The 21,443-nt window shown below is 61.2% G+C and carries 18 protein-coding genes and 1 pseudogene; 8 read left to right on the forward strand and 11 right to left on the reverse strand.

The window, feature by feature from the left end:
• Positions 1-17 precede the first annotated feature (17 nt).
• Positions 18-323: a 30S ribosomal protein S10 gene (gene rpsJ, locus HMPREF2736_RS01915; RefSeq protein WP_034997227.1), complete on the reverse strand. Its 306-nt coding sequence runs from the start codon at positions 321-323 to the stop codon at positions 18-20.
• A gap of 517 nt (positions 324-840) precedes the next feature.
• Here rpsJ and HMPREF2736_RS01920 point away from each other — a divergent pair.
• From HMPREF2736_RS01920 to HMPREF2736_RS01945, 6 genes are read left to right on the forward strand one after another with little or no spacing between them, the layout of a single operon-like run.
• Entirely contained in the window at positions 841-1,404 is a 564-nt protein-coding gene (locus HMPREF2736_RS01920) for an Asp23/Gls24 family envelope stress response protein (protein ID WP_224213080.1), read from the forward strand.
• A 2-nt stretch (positions 1,405-1,406) separates the two neighbouring features.
• A complete protein-coding gene (locus HMPREF2736_RS01925) occupies positions 1,407-1,709 on the forward strand; it encodes a hypothetical protein (protein ID WP_070614264.1) in 303 nt (100 codons plus the stop codon).
• A 57-nt stretch (positions 1,710-1,766) separates the two neighbouring features.
• Entirely contained in the window at positions 1,767-1,967 is a 201-nt protein-coding gene (locus HMPREF2736_RS01930) for a hypothetical protein (RefSeq protein ID WP_070422710.1), read from the forward strand.
• Positions 1,967-2,854, forward strand: a complete 888-nt coding sequence (locus HMPREF2736_RS01935) for an Asp23/Gls24 family envelope stress response protein (RefSeq protein ID WP_070828758.1) — start codon at positions 1,967-1,969, stop codon at positions 2,852-2,854. Before HMPREF2736_RS01930 ends, HMPREF2736_RS01935 begins: the two co-directional genes overlap by 1 nt.
• The gene (locus tag HMPREF2736_RS01940; RefSeq protein WP_070828759.1) at positions 2,838-3,479 is read left to right on the forward strand and encodes an Asp23/Gls24 family envelope stress response protein; all 642 of its coding nucleotides are present in this window, start codon (positions 2,838-2,840) and stop codon (positions 3,477-3,479) included. The genes HMPREF2736_RS01935 and HMPREF2736_RS01940 overlap by 17 nt, the downstream gene beginning before the upstream one ends.
• Positions 3,476-4,036: a hypothetical protein gene (locus HMPREF2736_RS01945; protein WP_070828760.1), complete on the forward strand. Its 561-nt coding sequence runs from the start codon at positions 3,476-3,478 to the stop codon at positions 4,034-4,036. The genes HMPREF2736_RS01940 and HMPREF2736_RS01945 overlap by 4 nt, the downstream gene beginning before the upstream one ends.
• An 18-nt stretch (positions 4,037-4,054) precedes the next feature.
• Here HMPREF2736_RS01945 and HMPREF2736_RS01950 read toward each other — a convergent pair whose 3' ends face one another.
• The 5 genes from HMPREF2736_RS01950 to rpsL all read right to left on the reverse strand — a co-directional run bounded on the left by HMPREF2736_RS01950 (position 4,055) and on the right by rpsL (position 9,512).
• A complete protein-coding gene (locus tag HMPREF2736_RS01950) occupies positions 4,055-4,750 on the reverse strand; it encodes a hypothetical protein (RefSeq protein WP_070828761.1) in 696 nt (231 codons plus the stop codon).
• Positions 4,751-4,854: 104 nt separating this feature from the next.
• Positions 4,855-6,045, reverse strand: coding sequence for an elongation factor Tu (gene tuf / locus HMPREF2736_RS01955; RefSeq protein ID WP_070422705.1), 1,191 nt, complete (start codon positions 6,043-6,045; stop codon positions 4,855-4,857).
• A 305-nt stretch (positions 6,046-6,350) separates the two neighbouring features.
• Positions 6,351-8,471: an elongation factor G gene (gene fusA / locus HMPREF2736_RS01960; protein WP_070482527.1), complete on the reverse strand. Its 2,121-nt coding sequence runs from the start codon at positions 8,469-8,471 to the stop codon at positions 6,351-6,353.
• A gap of 198 nt (positions 8,472-8,669) precedes the next feature.
• Entirely contained in the window at positions 8,670-9,137 is a 468-nt protein-coding gene (rpsG, locus tag HMPREF2736_RS01965) for a 30S ribosomal protein S7 (protein ID WP_070422703.1), read from the reverse strand.
• 3 nt (positions 9,138-9,140) lie between these two features.
• Positions 9,141-9,512, reverse strand: a complete 372-nt coding sequence (gene rpsL, locus HMPREF2736_RS01970) for a 30S ribosomal protein S12 (RefSeq protein ID WP_070422702.1) — start codon at positions 9,510-9,512, stop codon at positions 9,141-9,143.
• A 211-nt stretch (positions 9,513-9,723) separates the two neighbouring features.
• Here rpsL and HMPREF2736_RS01975 point away from each other — a divergent pair, with 211 nt between their 5' ends.
• Positions 9,724-10,353, forward strand: a complete 630-nt coding sequence (locus HMPREF2736_RS01975) for a DUF1707 SHOCT-like domain-containing protein (RefSeq protein WP_070820732.1) — start codon at positions 9,724-9,726, stop codon at positions 10,351-10,353.
• 89 nt (positions 10,354-10,442) lie between these two features.
• Here HMPREF2736_RS01975 and HMPREF2736_RS01980 read toward each other — a convergent pair whose 3' ends face one another.
• From HMPREF2736_RS01980 to rplJ, 5 genes are all read right to left on the reverse strand, one after another.
• Complete coding sequence (locus HMPREF2736_RS01980) at positions 10,443-14,456, reverse strand: DNA-directed RNA polymerase subunit beta' (RefSeq protein WP_070828762.1); 4,014 nt, start codon at positions 14,454-14,456, stop codon at positions 10,443-10,445.
• Positions 14,457-14,542: 86 nt separating this feature from the next.
• A complete protein-coding gene (locus HMPREF2736_RS01985) occupies positions 14,543-18,040 on the reverse strand; it encodes a DNA-directed RNA polymerase subunit beta (RefSeq protein ID WP_070828763.1) in 3,498 nt (1,165 codons plus the stop codon).
• A 334-nt stretch (positions 18,041-18,374) separates the two neighbouring features.
• A complete protein-coding gene (locus HMPREF2736_RS01990; protein WP_070422698.1) occupies positions 18,375-19,289 on the reverse strand; it encodes a cell envelope lipid trafficking protein PgfA in 915 nt (304 codons plus the stop codon).
• A gap of 90 nt (positions 19,290-19,379) precedes the next feature.
• A complete protein-coding gene (gene rplL / locus HMPREF2736_RS01995; protein ID WP_070422697.1) occupies positions 19,380-19,766 on the reverse strand; it encodes a 50S ribosomal protein L7/L12 in 387 nt (128 codons plus the stop codon).
• A gap of 52 nt (positions 19,767-19,818) precedes the next feature.
• Positions 19,819-20,340: a 50S ribosomal protein L10 gene (gene rplJ / locus HMPREF2736_RS02000; protein WP_070422696.1), complete on the reverse strand. Its 522-nt coding sequence runs from the start codon at positions 20,338-20,340 to the stop codon at positions 19,819-19,821.
• Positions 20,341-20,698: 358 nt separating this feature from the next.
• Between rplJ and HMPREF2736_RS02005 the strand changes: the two are divergent.
• Positions 20,699-21,443, forward strand: a pseudogene (locus HMPREF2736_RS02005) (HNH endonuclease); the annotation flags it as partial.

The following is a 21,443-nucleotide window of genomic DNA, read 5'->3' on the forward strand; positions in this document are numbered from 1 at the left end:
TTACGTTGGGGATTGCTCTACTGGATGTTCACGTCGACGCTGGCCGGCAGATCAATGCGCATAAGCGCGTCTACCGTCTTCGGCGTCGGGTCGAGAATGTCGATGAGGCGCTTGTGAGTGCGCATCTCGAAGTGCTCGCGAGAATCCTTGTACTTGTGGGGAGAACGAATCACGGCGTACACGTTCTTCTGGGTTGGCAACGGCACCGGGCCGACGACGCGGGCACCCGTACGGGTGACCGTCTCGACGATCTTCTTCGCGGATGCGTCGATCGCCTCGTGATCGTAGGCCTTCAGCCTGATGCGGATCTTCTGTCCCGCCACGCTTACCTCTTCCTCGCATCCCCACGTTCAACTCTCGCTTCGCTCGAAGTTGAACGAAGTGAAACGAGAGAGAAGCGGTGGGGTTTGTAGCTTCTAGTTTCTCTATAACGTTGTCCGGGCTGGGCCCTTGGCTCAACGCCAGTGTCTTTTCTGACTGTCATGACACATCCGGAAGTTGAGACCTGCGCAATAAACGCGCCGACGCTCAGTGCTTCCGCCAAGGCACGTTGTTGGCCGACACGTCATCGTCGACAAGCAATATGCCCGGGTATCAGACACGGAAGGGTGCGTGACCCTCGCGTACTGCCGCTGTTTATTTGCCATGGCCCCTTCACCGGTCTTCCGACTGGAAGGTGTCATGTTTGCCGAGCCACCGGCCGACTTCCGTCAACCCATGTCAAGGCAACCTGCGTATTAAAACACAAGGTTGCCACCAACGCAAGCCCGCTTGACGACGACAACCTGTGTACCCTTGTTCCCATACCGTGCGCGTCATCTATATAGGCGCACTCGGAACATGAACATCACAGTTGAAAGGACCGTCATGGCCGACCAGAACGCAAACAACGCTGCAAACAACACTGCAAAGAACACCCCAGCAACCACCTCGACCGCAACCGAGACCGAGAAGCAGCGCCCGCGCAACGAAAACCTCGAAACCGAGCACGGCAGCACTGTTATCGACGACAACGTTGTTGGCAAGATCGCCGGCATCGCAGCACGCGAAGTCTCCGGCGTCCACAACCTCGGCGGCGGCGCAGCCCGCATGTGGGGCGCAGTCCGCGAGTCCCTGACCTCCTCCACCAACGTCCAGCAGGGCGTCAACGTGGCAGTCGAGGACGGCCACGCATCCGTCGCAGTTGCCATCATCGCCGAGTACGGTGTCGCCATCCACGAGCTGGCAAACGCCATTCGCGAAAACATCACCGTCGCCATCACCCGCATGACCGGCCTGATCGTCGACCGCGTCGATGTCACCGTCCACGACGTCAACCTGCCGGAGCAGGAGACCGCAGGTGAGAACTACGACGACGGCAACTACCAGGCAGTCAACCAGTCTGTAAACCAGCAGATCCAGTAATCATGGCCAACACCCCCGTTACCCAAGAGGTTGCGGAGGGCGTCCGCGACGCCACACTCGCCGTCAACGGAGTAGCAAAACTCTACGGCGGCCGACTCGGCGAAATCGCAACCTACTTGCCGCACCAACGCATCGAAGGCATCCGATCTGCCTCACGCAACGGCAAAGCAGGCCTCGAAGTCCACTTCACCTTCGACGTCGCCTCAGGACGCAACGTCCACGAGGTCGCCGAAGACGTACGCGCCGCAGCACTGAGCGCTTCGGACGCCGAGTTCGTGGACGTCATCGCCGGCGATGCGCAATAGCAGCAACACGGGCTACGCCCCCGCACCTCACACAACAACCCGAAAAGTGGTTTAACAATGAATCTCTTTGCCAACAAGGCACTGACCGGCGTCATCATCGGCGTCATCGTTGCCTTCTTCGTCACATTCGGTGGCTGGGCCGGCCTACTCTGGCTGCTGCTGTTTACCATCCTCGGCGGCGTAGTAGGCGCCCAACTCGACGGCCGCCTCGACCTAGCCAGCATCATCGGCAACGGAACCGGCCGGAGCAATAGCTGATGGACACTTCCTTCTACCACGTCAGCGAACGCACCATCGAGCGCGTGGCGGAAGTGGCGGCCTCAACAGTGCCGGGATCCCGCAACATCGACGCGAAATTGGCGGGCCTGGCGGGCCGCAGCCTTCCGCGCATCGAGGCGCACATCGACCGCACGACGGGCCTTGTCGCCATCGATGCCGAGATTGCCACGTCCTACCCCGCGCCCGTCGCGGCGATTACGGACGCTGTGCGCGCCACCATCATCGCCCACATCCGCACCCTCGCAGGGATGGATGTCTCCCGCGTCAACGTCACCGTTGCTAACGTCGAATCGATCGACGATGGTTCCCGTGTGACCTGGGACGATGTTGCGACCCACGATGCTTTCATCATCCCAGAGCCCATCCAGGTTTCTCCTACCGAGATCACGCACCCCGTGACCAACGAGCGCGAGGAACTGGCGCCGATCGAAGCGCGATCGCTTGTCGACGACATGCGTGCCGTCACCACACCAACTCCCCCAAGCGTGCGAACCCCGAAACCGCCCAAACCGGTCATCGTTTCTGGCGTTGACGTGCCCGAGCCACTCGAGCCGTTCGCCCCAGAGACGCCCATGCCCGTGGCTCTGCGCGCCCCGTCGCTGCCAGCGTTGCAGCCCCTCGCCCCGATCGCTGTCAAGGCGTTCGGGCACATGCGGCCGGTTGAGGTGCCGTGGCAGCGACCGTTGCGCGATATCACCGTAGATAGGCAGCCGCTCAAGCCGGTGACAATTCAGCCCAGTGCGCGCCCAACAAGCCCGCGCGGCCCGGCTCCGAAGCCCGTGGTCATCCCCCAGGCCCCACAGCCGAAGCCACTTCAGCAGATCACGATAGAACCGGTGGTGAAGTACTATGACCGAACCAACTAGCGCCCGCTCAGTCGGGCCACACCCCGGCGACGAACCGCTAGGCACCCCTGCATCGCGCTGGATCGCAGTCCTCATCAGCCTGCTCCTCATCGCTTTAGCGGGTGTCGGCGCGCGTGACCTCTGGTACTACACCTACGAGTCGGAATCACCCGAGCAGTCCTGGTTTGGTCGCGCGTTTGAGTTCCTCGGCTCGTTCACCACAGAGATCCCCGCCGTCATCATTGCGTGCCTGCTGGCCTTGGTCGGCCTTGTGCTCATCGTGGTTGCGCTCAAACCCCGCCCGCACCGGTTTGTCCGAGTGAACTCCCCGGTGTCTATCTGGACCCGTCCCGTCGATGTGGCACGAAAGTCCACCAACACGGTTCACAGCGACCTCGGTGGCGAGCAAGTACGCTCCAAGGCGACCCGCAAGTCGGTCAAGGTACAGGTTGTCGACGACGGCTCCGGCCCCGCAATGCAAGAACGCATCACGCGATCGCTCAACAGCGAGCTCAAGAGCCTCGCCGCGCCTCCTGCGGTGTCCGTGAAGGTGTTGCCTAAGGAAACGCCTCAGGCACAAGTCGCCACCACGACGCAGTCGACGCCCGAAGTGTCCGACGTCCGTCCCCCGGAGGTGCACCGATGACCAAAACATTGAGCTTCTTCAACCGTCTGGTCACGTTCCTGCTCGGCCTGTTGATGGTCGTTGTGGCCCTATTCCCCATTGCGGAGTACTGGGAAATCCCGTACCTGAGCGATTTCCTCCGCGACATCGACCGCAGCCGCGTAACGTACCTCGCCTACGAGGACTGGTATACCAAGGCGCTTATCGCCGCCGCTATTGCCCTGGCCGTGTTGGGATTGTGGATCTTGCTTGCAAATCTACGCTCCCGCGCGTTCTCCAACGGCAACATCGTGCCAGCCGATGCCGCGCACGGTGACACGGTAATCAACGTTCAGCGCGTCGCCGAGGCAGCCTGCAACACCATCCAGCGTCTCGACGAAGTCCAACGCGCCGACAGCCGCGTCGCTATGGTCGGCCAACGCCCGACCGTCACGTTCACCGTCACCGCGAACCCGAACTACCCGTTGGAAAGCGCCATCCGCGCTATCGAGGCCGCAGACGACGATTTCCGGCTCGCAAGCCACACCATGGACATCGATACCGTATGGAAGCTGCAATTCGATAGGATCTCCGCCTAAACGCGGCTTCGCGGCTGTCTAGGCTTCCTCCTGAACTTCCAGCGGCAACACCGCGGTAACTCGCCCCAGCACCACCGGCTCCCCGCCGCAGGCTGGGGCGATTGTCATGTCCGCCCCCGCCTCGCATTGAAGAATGCGTGCCCAGGCGAAGGTATCCACGTCAACATCACGACGCGCCTGTACCCAACGACGGATCCGGCTGCCGACCACAGCCCTTGCTCCATCTTCCAGCGCCACCAACCACCGGTTCGCTCCTACGCTATTTTGCAGCAATCCCGCCAACGAGCGACTCTCCCCCGGCGTAAAAAGCTTCAAATGACGGACAATCCCCAGCCGATGTTCCACCCCCTCCACATCAGTTAACACGAGCGGTAACCCCGGACCGGTACGTCGCATCGACGCATACCGCCACACCGACGGCATTCGCCCTGGGTGCGCCGCGCTTCGCACCACCACATTTCCGTCCACCAAGGTAACCTGAAGGTGCGGTTCGACGGTGGTGAAGGTAATGGGGGCGGAGGTGTTGTCGACAAGCGAAGGATGCTCCTGAGAGAGCTGCTGAAGAACTGCGAGCGCCTCTGCGTCAGTTGAGTCCCACCCCAGCCCACGATTGCCCAATACCCCAAATAATTGGCCGAGGCTCAAATCTGGTTGCCCCTCCCAAACCTCTTGAAGCGCGGCCAGAATCTTCGGGATACGTGTTGGGTCCTGCACACCTCAGACCATAAACCCCCCTCAGGGCATGCAAAAGGCCGCCCCTCCCAAACGGGAGAGGCGGCTTTGGCGTTTATCCGACGGTTACGTCAGATCGACTCGAATTAGTCGAGGATCTTGGTAACGCGGCCAGCGCCGACGGTGCGGGAGCCCTCGCGGATAGCGAAGCGCAGACCCTCGTCCATAGCGACCGGCTGGATGAGCTCGACGGTCATGTCGACGTTGTCGCCCGGCATAACCATCTCGGTGCCCTCCGGCAGCTTCACAACACCGGTCACGTCGGTGGTGCGGAAGTAGAACTGCGGACGGTAGTTGTCGAAGAACGGGGTGTGACGGCCGCCCTCGTCCTTGGACAGCACGTAGACGGAGCCCTCGAACTTGGTGTGCGGGGTGTAAGCGCCCGGCTTGATGATGACCTGGCCGCGCTCGACGTCCTCGCGCTTCAGACCACGCAGCAGCAGTGCAGCGTTGTCGCCAGCCTCAGCGGTGTCGAGAAGCTTGTTGAACATCTCGATGGAGGTGACGGTGGTCTTCTGGGACTTCTCGCGGATACCGATGATCTCGACCTCGTCGTTGAGGTTGAGGACGCCACGCTCCACACGACCGGTAACCACGGTGCCGCGGCCGGAAATGGTGAAGATGTCCTCGATCGGCATCAGGAACGGCTTGTCGGTCTCGCGCTCCGGATCCGGGATGGAGTCATCGCAAGCCTGCATGAGGTCGACGATGGACTGAACCCACTTCTCATCGCCCTCGAGAGCCTTGAGAGCGGAGATGTGGACGATCGGTGCTTCCTCGTCGTAGTCCTGCTCAGCCAGCAGCTCGCGAACCTCCATCTCGACGAGCTCGATGATCTCTTCGTCGTCGACCATGTCGCACTTGTTCAGTGCAACGAGGATGTACGGAACGCCAACCTGGCGAGCGAGCAGAACGTGCTCACGGGTCTGCGGCATCGGGCCGTCGGTAGCAGCAACCACGAGGATTGCGCCGTCCATCTGAGCAGCGCCGGTAATCATGTTCTTGATGTAGTCGGCGTGGCCCGGGGCGTCGACGTGTGCGTAGTGACGCTTCGGGGTGTTGTACTCCACGTGGGAGATGTTGATGGTAATGCCGCGCTCGCGCTCCTCCGGAGCCTTATCGATCATCGCGTAGTCGAAGGCCTTGTTCTCCTCCGGGTACTGGTCTGCCAGTACCTTGGTGATCGCAGCGGTGGTGGTGGTCTTGCCGTGGTCGACGTGACCAATGGTGCCGATGTTCACGTGCGGCTTAGTGCGCTCGAACTTTTCCTTTGCCACTGATTGTCCTCCTGGACTTCATGGTGGCTACGACCTTCGCAGCCACGTGGTTTGCTTACGCCCAACCGCTACAGCCCAAAACGGATATAGCGACGGGAGCCATTTCACAATGTGCCAGTTACAAGATCCTAGGTTCAAAAAGGCCGTTTTTCAAACTGGCCGATCCGATTCCCCGGACCAACCTAGAGGGTAACGGCCGGCTCAGACAACGCCCGTTGTTGCGTTGCCTCAGCGCGACCGCTACCCCGCTAGGGGTTCTCCCTTGTACGCCAGCTGCTGGCACGCAGCTGGCGGGAGAAGGCGGCTTAGTTGCCGTTGCGCTTCTCGATGATCTCCTGCGCAACGCTCTGCGGAACCTCAGCGTAGGAGTCGAACACCATGGTGAAGTTCGCACGGCCAGCGGTCGAGGAACGCAGGTCGCCGATGTAGCCGAACATCTCGGACAGCGGCACCTTCGCACGGACGACCTTTGCGCCGGAGCGATCTTCCATGGCGTAGACCTGGCCACGGCGGGAGCTGATGTCACCGTTAACGGTGCCCATGTACTCCTCCGGGGTCACGACCTCAACAGCCATGACCGGCTCAAGCAGAACCGGCTTCGCCTTAGCAACAGCTTCCTTGAGGACCTGGGAGCCAGCGATCTTAAACGCCATTTCCGAAGAGTCGACGTCGTGGTAAGCGCCGTCCTCGAGGGTGGCCTTGATGTTCACCAGCGGGTAGCCAGCGAGGTAGCCGTACTGCATTGCGTCCTGGATACCAGCGTCGACGGACGGGATGTATTCCTTCGGCACGCGACCACCGGTGACGGCGTTCTCGAACTTGTAGGTTGCGGACTCGCCCTCTTCCAGGGTCTCCGGATCCGGGTTGTACGGCTCGATGGTGACGATGACCTTTGCGAACTGGCCCGAACCACCGGTCTGCTTCTTGTGGGTGAAGTCGAGGGACTCGACCTTCTTGCGAATGGTCTCGCGGTAAGCAACCTGCGGGGAACCGATGTTTGCCTCAACCTTGAACTCGCGCTTCATGCGGTCCACCAGCACGTCGAGGTGGAGCTCGCCCATGCCGCCGATGACGGTCTGGCCGGTCTCTTCGTCGAGCTGGACGGTGAAGGTCGGGTCCTCTTCAGCAAGCTTCTGAATAGCGGTACCGAGCTTCTCCTGGTCAGCTTTGGTCTTCGGCTCGATGGCCACCTGGATAACCGGGTCCGGGAAGTCCATGGATTCGAGGATGATCGGGTGATCCGGGTTGCACAGCGTGTCGCCGGTCGTGGTTTCCTTCAGCCCGATGAACGCGTAGATGTTGCCGGCGTCTGCGTGCTCGACCGGGTTCTCCTTGTTCGCGTGCATCTGGAAGAGCTTGCCCACGCGCTCCTTCTTGGACTTCGTGGAGTTGAGCATCTGCTCGCCCGGAATAGCCTGGCCGGAGTAGACGCGCACGTAGGTGAGCTTGCCGAAGAACGGGTGCACGGCGATCTTGAAGGCCAGTGCGGAGAACGGCTCTTCGACGGACGGCTTACGGAAGAGTTCCTCGGAGCCGTCGACGGAGGTGCCACGCACCTCGCCGATGTCCAGCGGGCTCGGCAGGTAGTCAACAACAGCGTCGAGGATCGGCTCGATGCCCTTGTTGCGGTATGCGGTACCGCAGAACACCGGGTAGATCTCGGAGTTCACGGTGAGCTTGCGGATGGCGCCCTTGATTTCCTCGATGGTGAGTTCTTCGCCACCGAAGTACTTCTCCATGAGCTCTTCGTCGGACTCGGCAACGGTCTCGAGAAGCTTCTCGCGGTACTCTTCTGCGAGCTCCTTGAGGTCCTCCGGGATCTCGGTGATCTGAGGCGGCGTGCCGGTCTCGACCTTGCCCGGCCACTGCAGAGCCTTCATCTCGAGCAGATCGACGACGCCGTCGAAGTCGTCCTCAGCGCCGATCGGAATCTGCATTACCAACGGCTTAGCGCCGAGGCGGTCGACGATGGTGCCGACGGTGTAGAAGAAGTCTGCACCCAGCTTGTCCATCTTGTTGACGAAGCAGATACGCGGTACGTCGTACTTCGCAGCCTGACGCCACACCTGCTCGGACTGCGGCTCAACACCTTCCTTGCCGTCGAACACGGCGACAGCGCCATCGAGCACGCGCAGGGAGCGCTCCACCTCAACGGTGAAGTCCACGTGACCCGGGGTGTCAATGATGTTGATCTGGTTGTTGTTCCAGAAACAGGTCACAGCTGCGGACGTAATGGTGATGCCGCGCTCTTTCTCCTGATCCATCCAGTCGGTGGTTGCGCCACCGTCGTGGGTCTCGCCGACCTTGCGGTTCAGACCCGTGTAGAACAGGATGCGCTCGGTGGTGGTGGTCTTACCGGCGTCAATGTGGGCCATGATGCCGATGTTGCGGACCTTGTTCAGGTCCTTAAGCACTTCTTGTGCCACGTTTGTTACCCCAACTTAATGTCGTCGACGCTGTGAAGCGTCTATGTCGGTTAGTTGTCGTTAGTCAATTCTGCCATTTTGTTGCTCAAATGGCAGCGCGAGCTTGTGCTTATCGACGAAAACCCCGAAAACGCCGGCCCCACATAGGGACACATATGCAGTTTCGGGGTTTGCCGACGATCATCTCGCTTCCAGCTCTTACCAGCGGTAGTGCGCGAAGGCGCGGTTGGCCTCTGCCATCTTGTGGACATCCTCGCGACGCTTCACGGATGCGCCGAGACCGTTGGAAGCATCCAGGATCTCGTTGGCGAGACGCTCGATCATCGAGTTCTCACGACGCTGGCGGGTGAAGGTGACCAGCCAACGCAGGGCGAGAGTGGTGGAGCGCTCCGGCTTGACGTCGACCGGGACCTGGTAGGTTGCGCCACCAACGCGGCGGGAGCGAACCTCGAGGTCCGGGCGAACGTTGCCGATAGCCTTTTCCAGGGTGCCCACCGGATCGGTGCCGGTCTTCTCGCGGCAGATCTCGAGTGCGCCGTAGACGATGCGCTCGGCGGTGGACTTCTTGCCGTCCTGCAGGATCTTGTTCACAAGCTGGGTGACCAGCTCGGACTCGTATACCGGATCCTTAACGATGGGACGCTTCGGTGCTTGCTGCTTACGCATTGATTACTGTCCCTTCTTCGCGCCGTAGCGGGAACGTGCCTGCTTACGGTCCTTCACTGCCTGGGTATCGAGGGCGCCACGAACGATCTTGTAGCGCACACCCGGGAGGTCCTTCACACGGCCGCCGCGCACGAGCACCATGGAGTGCTCCTGCAGGTTGTGGCCCTCGCCCGGAATGTAAGCGGAAACCTCGACACCGGAGGTCAGGCGCACACGGGCGACCTTACGCAGTGCAGAGTTCGGCTTCTTCGGGGTGGTGGTGTACACGCGGGTGCACACGCCGCGGCGCTGCGGGGAGCCCTTCAGCGCAGCAGTAGCCACCTTCGCGCTCTTGGAGTGGCGGCCCTTGCGGACCAGCTGCTGAATAGTAGGCATTCAAGCCCTTTCTGTTCGCGCGTCCCGCTCACACATGGCCATACATGCAAAAATAGGGGCTCTTCTTCCGGGGCCCTGCCGTTTGCATGAACTACCTAGTGAACGAGTCGCATGGAGTTCGTTTAACTTCGCACCGATTCACACGGGCGAAACCTCAGATAATTTACAACACGCCAAGGCATGACGGCAAATCCGTGCTAGCTTTCGTGGCATGAGCGATGCGAACCTCCCCCGTAAGCGACTGAGCAGCGCGGAACGCGACCGTGCCGCCGCCTTCCTTCACGATGCATTCGTCGATGGACAGCTCTCCGTCAACGAGTTCGACGAACGCTCCCGCATGCTCTACGAGGCAACCTTTGTCGATGAGCTTCCTGCGCTTATCGACGATCTCTCCCCCGTCACCGCCCAACCCCATCCTCCGGCCCAGCGCCCTTCAGGAGTGAGAAACTACGTCACCGGCGAATCCGGCGGCTCCGGCTTCAGCCTTGCAGTCATGGGAGGCAGCGAGCGAGGCGGCGACTGGTTGGTAGCTCCGACGCACACCTCCTTCACCGTGATGGGCGGAAGCTCAATCGATCTGCGCGAGGCGAGGTTGAGTTCTCACGAGACCGAGATCAACGCATTCGCCATCATGGGTGGCATCGAGATCATCGTGCCAGACGATGTCCGAGTCGTCGATGCAGGAATTGGAATCATGGGTGGTTTCGGGGTGGAAACCCACTCGTCGTGCAGGTTTTCTCTCGCTGAGATTCCCGCCGATGCTCCGGTCATCCATGTTCGCGGGCTCGCACTCATGGGTGGCGTAGGAATCGTGCGCGCAGCCCGTGGTGCTCACATTTAGTATCAGCACAACAAAAAGCCCGGCCTCCCCTCAGCGGGGATGCCGGGCTTTGAAGCAGACCTAGCTAAGCCAGAATGCTGGGGCTGCCTTTAGAGCTCCTCGTAGCCGAACTCTTCCATCGGCACCGAAGCGCCGGTGAATTCGCCGTAGCCTTCGTCGCCGTAGATGGAATCGCCGAAGGTCGGGATGGCGTACGCCGCGGAGCGTGCCGCCTCGGTCGGCTTGACCTGGATGTTGCGGTAGCGGGAGATACCGGTACCAGCCGGGATCAACTTACCGATGATCACGTTCTCCTTCAGGCCGATGAGCTTGTCGGAACGCTTGTTAATCGCAGCGTCCGTGAGCACACGGGTGGTCTCCTGGAAGGACGCGGCCGACAGCCAGGACTCGGTAGCCAGCGATGCCTTGGTGATGCCCATGATCTCGGAGCGCATCTCGGCCGGCTCGCCACCGTCTGCCACAGCAGCGGCGTTGACCTGGCGTGCCTCCGACAGGTCCACGAGCGTGCCCGGGAGGAACTCGGTGGTACCCGAGTCGATCACGGTGCCGCGACGCAGCATCTGGCGGATGATGATCTCGATGTGCTTGTCGTGGATGGACACACCCTGGGTGCGGTACACGGCCTGGACCTCGTCGATAAGGTGCTTCTCCACACCGCGACGGCCGAGAACCTCGAGCACGTCGTGCGGGTCAGCAGCACCGCGAAGCAGGCGCTCGCCCACCTCGACGTGGTCACCCTCGCGCAGGCCACGCTCGATCATGGCGTCCGGGTTGGACTCCATCGGGCGGCGAACCTGGGCCAGGCCCTGGCGCTTGGACAGCTTCTCGTAGACCACCACGTCGGAACCGTCATCCGGGTGGATGGTCAGGGTCCAAAAGTTGCCCTCGTCCTCGAGCGAGATCGTGCCGGCCACGGAAGCGATCGGGGCGCGGTTCTTCGGAACGCGGGCCTCGAAGAGCTCCTGGACACGCGGCAGACCACCGGTAATGTCGCCACCGACACCACCCTGGTGGAAGGTACGCATGGTCAGCTGAGTACCCGGCTCACCAATGGACTGTGCAGCCACGATGCCGACGGCTTCGCCGATGTCGACGAGGTGACCGGAGGCCATGGACTTGCCGTAGCACTTCGCGCAGACACCGGTCGGGGTCTGGCAGGTCAGCACGGAGCGAACCTTGACCTCGGTGATGCCGGCGGCCACGAGGTCGTCGATACGCTGCTCGCTCAACTCGGTACCAGCCTCGGCGATGACCTTGCCATCAGCGTCGGTGGCATCCGCAGCCAGAACACGGCCGGAGACAGAGGTCTCAACCAGGTCGTGGCGGGCGTACTTCTTCTCGTTGTCCGAGCCTGCGAGGGCAACGGCAACAGGAACCTTGACGCCCTGACGGGTGCCACAGTCCTCCTCGCGGACGATGACGTCCTGCGCCACGTCCACCAGACGACGGGTGAGGTAGCCCGAGTCAGCGGTACGCAGAGCGGTATCGGCAAGACCCTTACGGGAACCGTGGGAGTTGTTGAAGTACTCCATCACGGACAGGCCTTCGCGGAAAGAGGTCTTGATCGGGCGCGTGATGTACTCACCACGCGAGTTCACGACCATGCCCTTCATGCCGGCCAGGGTCCAGATCTGACGCATGTTACCTGCAGCACCGGACTTCACGATCATCGGAATCGGGTTGTCGTCCGGGTACAGGTCCTCGACGGCCTGACCAACCTTGTTGGTGGCATCCTGCCACAGCTCGACCAGACGGTCGTAACGGTTTTCCTCCGTAAGCGCGCCCTTCTCCCAGAACTTGCGCTCGATGGCCTCGGCTTCCTTCTCGTACTGCTCGAGGACTTCGTTCTTGTTCGGGAGAATCAGCACGTCGGACATGGAGATGGTGACGCCGGAACGGGTGGACCAGTAGAAGCCAGCGTCCTTCATCTTGTCCAGCACCTGAGCGACGGTGATCATCGGGTACTGCTCAACCATGGACTGGATGATGTCGCCGAGCAGCACCTTGCCGCCGCCACCGCCCTTACGGACCATGGCGCCTTCCTGGTACGGGAAGTTAAACGGCATGAGCTCGTTGAACATGATGCGACCAAGGGTGGTCTCCATCATCCACGGCTGACCCTTCGTCCAACCATCCGGGAACTGCTCTGCCTCGATCTCCTCCGTCGGACGCAGGTGATCGATGCGCACCTTGATCGGTGCCTGCAGGCCAAGCACGCCCAGGTCGTAAGCCATGATGGCCTCACGGTAGGACGAGTAGACGCCGCGCTCCGGGCCGTTTTCGTCGGCAGGTGCATATGCGCCCTCGCCGCCGATCTCCTGCGGGCCCTTGAGCATGGTTAGGAAGTACAGGCCGGTCACCATGTCCAGGCGCGGCATTGCCAGCGGCTTGCCGGACGCCGGGGACAGGATGTTGTTGGAGGACAGCATCAGGATGCGGGCCTCAGCCTGCGCCTCTGCGGACAGCGGCAGGTGGACTGCCATCTGGTCACCGTCGAAGTCGGCGTTGAATGCTTCACAGGCCAGCGGGTGCAGCTGAATTGCCTTACCCTCGACCAGCTTCGGCTCGAACGCCTGAATACCCAGACGGTGCAGGGTCGGTGCACGGTTCAGCAGCACTGGGTGTTCGGAAATCGCCTCTTCGAGCACGTCCCACACCTCAGGGCGCTGACGCTCCACCATGCGCTTGGCGGACTTGATGTTCTGCGCGTAGTCATTATCGACGAGGCGCTTCATCACGAACGGCTTAAACAGCTCAAGCGCCATACGCTTCGGCAGACCACACTCGTGCAGCTTCAGCTGCGGGCCGACGATAATCACGGAACGGCCGGAGTAGTCCACACGCTTACCCAGCAGGTTCTGGCGGAAGCGGCCCTGCTTGCCCTTGAGCAGATCAGACAGGGACTTCAGCGGACGGGTGCCCGGGCCGGTGACCGGACGGCCACGACGACCGTTGTCGAACAGGGCGTCAACGGACTCCTGCAGCATGCGCTTCTCGTTGTTCACGATGATCTCTGGTGCACCCAGGTCGATCATGCGCTTCAAACGGTTGTTGCGGTTGATCACGCGGCGGTACAGGTCGTTCAGGTCGGAGGTAGCAAAACGGCCACCGTCGAGCTGGACCATCGGACGCAGTTCCGGAGGGATCACCGGGATGGCGTCGAGGATCATGCCTGCAGGGTCGTTGCCCGAGCGCTGGAACGCAGCGACAACGCGCAGACGCTTCAGGGCGCGGACCTTCTTCTGGCCCTTGCCCTCGGCGATGATGCCACGCAGCTCCTCAGCCTCGGCGTCGAGGTCGAAGTTGCGGATCAGGGTCTGGATTGCCTCGGCGCCCATGCCGCCGGTGAAGTAATCCTCGTAACGGTCGACGAGTTCCTCGTAGAGGTTTTCGTCGATAATCATCTGCTTCGGAGCGAGCTTCTGGAAGGTGGTCCAGATCTCGTCGAGGCGCTCAACCTCGCGCTCGCCAGCCTCGCGCAGGTGCTGCATTTCCTTATCGGCAGCGTTCTGCACCTTCTTGCGGGCAGCAGCAGTTGCGCCGGAAGCCTCGAGCTCAGCGAGGTCCTCCTCCAACTTCTGCGCACGGTCGGCGATCTCGGAGTTGGTGTCGTCCTCGACATCCTTCTTCTCCATCAACATCTCCGCCTCGAGGGTGGACATGTCGTTGTGTCGAGCCTCGTCATCAACCGAGGTGATGATGTTCGCCGCGAAGTAAATGATGCGCTCAAGGTCCTTCGGCGCCAGGTCGAGCAGGTAGCCCAGACGCGACGGCACACCCTTGAAGTACCAGATGTGCGTCACCGGAGCAGCCAGCTCAATGTGGCCCATGCGCTCACGGCGCACCTTGGACTTGGTCACCTCGACGCCGCAGCGCTCGCAGATGATGCCCTTGTAGCGGACACGCTTGTACTTACCGCAGGCACACTCCCAGTCGCGGGTCGGACCGAAGATGCGCTCGCAGAACAGGCCGTCCTTTTCCGGCTTGAGCGTGCGGTAGTTAATGGTTTCAGGCTTCTTCACCTCGCCGTGGGACCAACGGCGAATGTCGTCGGCGGTGGCCAGGCCGATGCGAAGCTCATCGAAGAGGTTTACGTCAAACACGTAAAAATTCCTTTTCTTTTAAGTGGTTGGCTATTGCGTTCGTTTGGTCGTCGACAAGCAATTGCTTTACGACGACCACCTGGCGCCTAAGCGGTATCCGCCGCTGCACCCTCATCGCGGGACAGGTTAATGCCGAGCGAGGAGCCAGCCTGATCAAACTCGTCGTCATCGCCGTCGAGCTCCATCGGCGTGCCATCAGTAGAGAGAACCTCCACGTTCAAGCACAGGGACTGCAACTCCTTGAGCAACACCTTGAAAGACTCCGGAATACCCGGATCCGGGATGTTGTCGCCCTTGACAATCGCCTCGTAAACCTTCACACGGCCGACCACGTCATCCGACTTAATGGTCAGCAGCTCCTGCAGCGTGTAGGCAGCGCCGTAAGCCTGCATTGCCCACACCTCCATCTCGCCGAAACGCTGGCCGCCGAACTGAGCCTTACCGCCCAGCGGCTGCTGCGTAATCATCGAGTACGGACCAGTGGAACGAGCGTGAATCTTCTCGTCCACCAGGTGGTGCAGCTTCAGCATGTACATGTAACCGACCGAAATCGGGTACTTGTACGGCTCACCGGAACGGCCGTCGAACAGGACAGTCTTGCCGTCGCCGTCCACCATGACGTCGCCGTCGCGGTTCGGCTTGGAGTTAGCAAGCAGGCCTGCGATCTCGTCGTTGGTCGCACCGTCGAACACCGGGGTTGCGGTCAGCGACTCCGGCGGAACGTCATACAGGTGCTCCGGCAGGGTCTCCAGCAACTTAGCGTTCGCCGGATCGTCCGGGTTCACCGTCCAGCCGGCCTTCGCCAGCCAGCCCAAGTGGACCTCGAGCACCTGGCCGATGTTCATACGACGCGGCACACCGTGGGTGTTCAGAATGATGTCCACCGGGGTGCCGTCAGCCATGAACGGCATGTCTTCCTGAGGCAGGATCTTGCCCACGACACCCTTGTTGCCGTGGCGGCCAGCCATCTTGTCGCCGTCCTGGATCTTGCGCTTCTGAGCCACGTACACGCGGATCATCTCGTTCACGCCCGGGGACAGATCGTCGTCGTCCTCACGGGAGAAGCGACGCACAGCAATGACCTTGCCCTGCTCGCCGTGCGGCACCTTCAGAGAGGTGTCGCGGACCTCGCGAGCCTTCTCACCGAAGATGGCACGCAGCAGGCGCTCCTCCGGGGTCAGCTCAGTCTCACCCTTCGGGGTGACCTTACCGACGAGGATGTCGCCGTCACGCACGTCAGCACCGATACGGATGATGCCGCGCTCGTCCAGATCCTTCAGCACATCCTCGGACACGTTCGGGATCTCACGAGTGATCTCCTCGGCACCGAGCTTGGTGTCGCGGGCATCAATCTCGTGCTCCTCGATGTGCACGGAGGTGAGGATGTCCTCCTCCACCACGCGCTGGTTGAGGATGATGGCGTCCTCGTAGTTGTGGCCTTCCCACGGCATGAACGCAACCAGCAGGTTACGGCCGAGAGCCATCTCGCCGTCCTTGGTGCCCGGGCCGTCAGCGATAACCTGACCGGCCTCAACGCGGTCGCCCGCGCTCACGATCGGGGTCTGGTTGTAGCAGGTGCCCTGGTTCGTACGCTCGAAGGTGCGCAGCATGTAGGTGTCGCGGCCACCCTCATCATCCATGACGGTGATGTAGTCGCCCGTAACGTTCTCAATCACGCCGGCCTTCTTGGAAATGACGGTATCGCCAGCGTCGTATGCAGCACGCTGCTCCATACCGGTAGCCACGTATGCGGACTCGGCGCGCAGCAGCGGCACAGCCTGCTTCTGCATGTTCGCACCCATGAGGGCACGGTTCGCATCGTCGTGCTCGAGGAACGGAATCATCGCCGTAGCCACGGACACCATCTGACGCGGGGAAATATCCAGGTAGTCAACGCCCTTCGGGCCGACGACGCCGATGTCGCCTTCCTTCAGGCGGACCTCAATACGCTCACCGGTGAGGTTGCCGTCCTTATCCATCGGGGTGGCCGCCTGCGCAATGGCGTAGCGGTCCTCCTCGTCGGCGGTGAGGTAATCAATCTTGTCGGTCAGCTTGCCGTCTTCGACCTTCTGGTACGGCGTCTCAATGAAACCGAACGGGTTGACGCGCGCGTACGAGGACAGCGCACCAATCAGACCAATGTTCGGGCCTTCCGGGGTCTCAATCGGGCACATACGGCCGTAGTGCGACGGGTGCACGTCTCGCACCTCGATGCCGGCGCGCTCACGCGACAAACCACCCGGACCAAGCGCAGACAGACGACGCTTGTGGGTCAGGCCAGACAGAGAGTTGTTCTGGTCCATGAACTGCGACAGCTGCGAGGTACCGAAGAACTCGCGGATCGCAGCGGAGACCGGACGCACGTTAATCAGCGACGTCGGGGTAATCGACTCCGCATCCTGGGTGGTCATGCGTTCACGCACGACGCGCTCCATACGGGACAGGCCAACGCGGACCTGGTTCTGGATCAGCTCACCCACGGTGCGCAGACGACGATTACCGAAGTGGTCGATGTCGTCGGTGTTGATCGGGATGATCTCACCGGACGGGGAGGTCATCTCCGACTCACCTGCGTGCAGACGCACCAAGTACTCGAGGGTGGTAGCAATGTCCTCTTCGGTCAGCGTCATCAAACCGTCGTGATCGCCGCCGAGACCAAGCTTGCGGTTGACCTTGTAACGGCCCACGCGAGCCAGGTCGTAACGCTTCGCCTTGAAGAACGAGTTCTCCAGCAGGGACTGCGCAAGGTCACGCGTCGGCTGCTCGCCCGGACGCTGCTTGCGGTAAATCTCCAGCAGAGCCTCGTCGGTGTTGTTCACACCGTCGTTTTCCAGGGTGGACATCATGATCTCGGAGAAGCCGAAGCGCTCCGTGATCTGTTCCGTGGTCCAACCCAGAGCCTTCAGCAGGACGGTAACCGGCTGGCGACGCTTACGGTCAATACGCACACCAACGGTGTCACGCTTGTCCACGTCGAACTCGAGCCAAGCGCCGCGAGACGGGATAACCTTCACGGAGTGCAGCGGGCGCTCCGTGGACTTATCAATCGACTCGTCGAAGTACACGCCCGGGGAGCGCACCAGCTGGGAGACAACGACACGCTCGGTGCCGTTGACAATGAAGGTGCCCTTGTCGGTCATCAGCGGGAAATCGCCAATGAACACGGTCTGGGACTTAATCTCCTGCGTGTCGTTGTTAATGAACTCCGCGGTCACATAGAGCGGCGCGGAGTAGTTGATGTCCTTGTCCTTGCACTCGTCGATCGTGTACTTCACGTCTTCGAAGCGCGGCTCGGACAACGTCAGGCTCATGTTGCCCGAGTAGTCCTCGATCGGGGAGATCTCCTCAAGAATGTCCTCAAGGCCCGAGGTGACGCGTGCATCGTCGCCACGGCTCGCCTGCTCATTCTCACGCCACTCCGACGTACCGACGAGCCACGCGAACGATTCGAGCTGCACATCGAGCAAGCCCGGGACGGTAATGGGCTCATTAATCTTCGCGAACGAATAACGTTCCGGAGCCCCCGGGATTTCAGCCATATTCATGGTCTGGTCTGAGACTGCCAAGTTGGGTCCTTCCAGCACCTCTGGCGGATGCTCACCGGCCCGCGTCTGGCTTCGCGGTCCAGCGGCATTTCCGCAGGATAAGTTAGCATTTGGTCTGCTTCGGAAGACCCGCCCCCAGAGACAACAAAATCACCTTGTCAAATAGGAAATTCTCATCCGTATGCACAAGGCTTCAATGACGTACTGGAGACGGCTTCCAGCGCAACGAGCAAGCTTATACAAAAGCTAACAAATTGTAAAGGGCCCTATCGGGCACTCAACCCCCCGCGTTACAACCCTCACGCACCCGTGCCGTCTGGTGCCGTTGTCCAAGTTGCTGGAGGGCAGCCTACCACCCCACCCGCGCGACTCGTCAATTGCGACGCGCCGAAACAACCGAACCAATCAGCCCCACCAGGGCCAACACCGCACCGACACCGGTGACAATCCACCACAACAACGGATTGGCCGCCTTCGGCTGCGCCTGACCAACCCGCTGCACAAGTTCCGTGACCTGCGCCTCGTCCATACGTCCGTCATAGGTCAGCACGTTCTGCACGCCGTTACCCTCGGCGTCGGCATAGTAGTCGTCGACACGCTCGTTGATGCCCACAACAACGCCCGTTTGCTCGTCGACAAGCAACTCGCGCTCCGCCGCATGAGTAAAGAACGTACGTTCACCGTCGATCGTGAGCGTGTTACGCGGATCGGCGTAGCGCTGCGCGATATTCGTCGGAGCGACCGTCTGCTGGTAGCGGTTGACGGTGCGTCCGCCGATCTCTTGCGTATCGACGAACCGCGCCACCGCCGAACCACGCAACACCGGATCAAACACGTCCACGTCCGACGCAGGCGCGGGCGACGGGAATTTCAGCCACACACCATTCACCGCCACCTGAGCAGCAGGCATCGCAAAAATTACCTGCGCCTGCGCCGGCGACAACGCCTCACCCGACACCCGATCCAACTCATACGACCACGTCGTCGCAGACACCAAATTCTCAAAATCCCCCGGAGCCTCACCCGCTCGCACCGAATCCCCCACACGAATAGCCGCCCGCTCATCCCCCGAAGGCTCCATCACCTCCAAATGCAACTGACGCGTCACCGGCGCCGACTCCCCCGCACGCATGCCATCCGGATCCGTAATCGTCCACGTCGCATCCCCCAACGCCAACGGCAACCGCTCCCCTGACAACAACACCCGCGGCGCCAACATCCCAGCAACCACCAGCGCAATACCCACACCAGCAACCAACGCGGCCAAGGAACGGGAAAAACGCAGCATGGTCCGAAATCTTAGCGCAGGACAAGCGAAACCCCCGCCAGCCGGCAAACGTACCGGTGGGCGGGGGTGTCGTCGAAAAGCGAAAGGCTCTTACTTGAGGGTGACCTTTGCGCCAGCCTCCTCGAGCTTAGCCTTAGCAGCCTCAGCGTCGTCCTTGGAAGCGCCTTCCAGGATGGCCTTCGGGGTGCCCTCAACCATTTCCTTAGCGTCCTTCAGGCCCAGGCCCGGAACGAGCTCGCGGACAGCCTTAATGACACCGATCTTCTTGTCGCCAGCGTCCTCGAGAACAACGTCGAACTCGTCCTTCTCCTCAGCAGCCGGAGCATCGCCAGCAGCGCCCGGAGCAGCAGCAACTGCAACCGGAGCAGCAGCGGTCACGTCGAAGACCTCCTCGAATTCCTTCAGGAACTCGGAAAGTTCGATAAGAGTCATTTCCTTGAACTGCTCAATGAGCTCGTCCTTGGTGAGCTTAGCCATGATGGCTTCCTTTCTTTAGGTGGGCGTCTGCAGCCCAGATGTAAAAGTTTGCTTACGCGGCTTCCTGCTTGTCCTGCAGCGCAGCGACAAGACGAGCCGTCTTGGAGGCCGGAGCCTGGAACAGGCCGGCAGCCTTTGCCAGAGAACCCTCGAACGCACCAGCGAGCTTCGCAAGGGTGGTCTCGCGGTTGTCCATCTCAGCCAGAGCGTCGATCTGGGAAGCGTCCAGGACGTTACCGTCCATGAAGCCGCCCTTGATCACGAACGCGTCGTGGTCCTTGTTGAACTTCTTCATCACCTTCGCAGCATCAACAGCCGCGTCGCCCTTGATGAACGCAACAGCGGTCGGGCCGGTGAGAAGATCGTCGAGACCCTCAATGCCCTGCTCATTAGCAGCGATCTTGATGAGAGTGTTCTTGGCGACGTGGTACTCGACATCAAAGCCCATATCGCCGCGCAGCTGCTGGAGCTGGCCGACGGTCAGGCCACGGTACTCAGTCAGCACGATGGAGTCCGCCTCAGCGAACTTCTCCTTCAGAGCTGCAAGTTCCGCAACATTCTTCGGGTTTGCCATGACACACGCCTCCTTCCGATACTTCATGTCCTTCAATCCGCCCGGAGCACCAATGAAAAATGCCCCGTGCAGAAGGCACGGGGCAGACGCAAGTCCAGCCTCGTTTCTCCTGCGTGGGTCGATCCCTGGAATGGGATACCTTCGACTCCCTTACGGAAGTGACCGACGGTCTTCGGTGAAACTTGAGCGCGACCCTTACGGATCGCTCAAACTTCGGTTGGGTATCTTAGCGGGTTTCGCCGCGAGGTCAAATTGCCTGTGGATAAGCCATTACTTTTCGACTGCTTTTCGACGACCCCACGCGCAGTTATCCACAGGCCAGGTGCAATTTCTGCGCCGGGCGTTTAGCGTTTTGGGTATGAATTCGTTCGAGGTGTTAGTGCAGGCGATGTCGGCCGCAGCGTTAGAGACGCTGGCTGACTTCGACCTTGATGTTGCACTCGCCTCGGGCTTTGCACCCGATCGTGCGCGAGCCTGGGCGCGGCTGCGCGACGTGTACTTCGGGCGCACCAAATTCACGCGTAAACAGGCGGTGGCCGCTACGCGGGCTCGGGCGTTCTCCCTCGACGAGTTAGCACTGATCGAGCGGCGCATCGCCTCGGTGAAAGATGCGTCCCAGCGGTGGGCGCTGCGCCTTGCCTTACTTGAGGTCGAAGGTGGCTACCGGGCGATTGAGGCGGCAGCCCGTACGTTGGTGCCGGCGGATAAGACACCGGCGGTGGATGCGGCGAAGTTCGGCCCGTCGCGAAACGGCAAACGCACCCTGCACTTAACCTATGACGAGCGGGAGATCTCCGACATGGAACACGCCGGGCGGTTAGGTATTGATCAGGACCGTCCGGCTGCACCCCAGATTGCCGAGAATCTGATTGGGATCTTCTTCGGCGAGGGCAAGGTGGCTACTGCAGCGCCTCGTCCGACGGTGTTGGTGCCGCTGCCGGATTACGTACGCATCCTGGACGGCAATGGTGATGATGTGCTGTTGGCCATGACTGATGGCACCACCATGACGGGTGCGGAGTTTCTCTCCGCCCAGTTTGGTGATGCGTTGGAGGTGGCGGCGTTTCACCCGCAGGCCGGTGCGGTGAATCTGTATCGCACGC

Source organism: Corynebacterium sp. HMSC036E10 (genome assembly GCF_001836265.1).
Taxonomy (GTDB): domain Bacteria; phylum Actinomycetota; class Actinomycetes; order Mycobacteriales; family Mycobacteriaceae; genus Corynebacterium; species Corynebacterium coyleae.

Excerpts from the sequence above, each read along its gene's own strand:
- HMPREF2736_RS01920 (WP_224213080.1), top strand. The coding sequence starts at position 841 with ATGAACATCACAGTTGAAAGGACCGTCATGGCCGACCAGAACGCAAAC.
- HMPREF2736_RS01925 (WP_070614264.1), top strand. The coding sequence starts at position 1,407 with ATGGCCAACACCCCCGTTACCCAAGAGGTTGCGGAGGGCGTCCGCGAC.
- HMPREF2736_RS01930 (WP_070422710.1), top strand. The coding sequence starts at position 1,767 with ATGAATCTCTTTGCCAACAAGGCACTGACCGGCGTCATCATCGGCGTC.
- HMPREF2736_RS01935 (WP_070828758.1), top strand. The coding sequence starts at position 1,967 with ATGGACACTTCCTTCTACCACGTCAGCGAACGCACCATCGAGCGCGTG.
- HMPREF2736_RS01940 (WP_070828759.1), top strand. The coding sequence starts at position 2,838 with ATGACCGAACCAACTAGCGCCCGCTCAGTCGGGCCACACCCCGGCGAC.
- HMPREF2736_RS01945 (WP_070828760.1), top strand. The coding sequence starts at position 3,476 with ATGACCAAAACATTGAGCTTCTTCAACCGTCTGGTCACGTTCCTGCTC.
- rpsG (WP_070422703.1), bottom strand. The coding sequence starts at position 9,137 with ATGCGTAAGCAGCAAGCACCGAAGCGTCCCATCGTTAAGGATCCGGTA.
- rpsL (WP_070422702.1), bottom strand. The coding sequence starts at position 9,512 with ATGCCTACTATTCAGCAGCTGGTCCGCAAGGGCCGCCACTCCAAGAGC.
- HMPREF2736_RS01975 (WP_070820732.1), top strand. The coding sequence starts at position 9,724 with ATGAGCGATGCGAACCTCCCCCGTAAGCGACTGAGCAGCGCGGAACGC.
- HMPREF2736_RS01990 (WP_070422698.1), bottom strand. The coding sequence starts at position 19,289 with ATGCTGCGTTTTTCCCGTTCCTTGGCCGCGTTGGTTGCTGGTGTGGGT.
- rplL (WP_070422697.1), bottom strand. The coding sequence starts at position 19,766 with ATGGCTAAGCTCACCAAGGACGAGCTCATTGAGCAGTTCAAGGAAATG.
- rplJ (WP_070422696.1), bottom strand. The coding sequence starts at position 20,340 with ATGGCAAACCCGAAGAATGTTGCGGAACTTGCAGCTCTGAAGGAGAAG.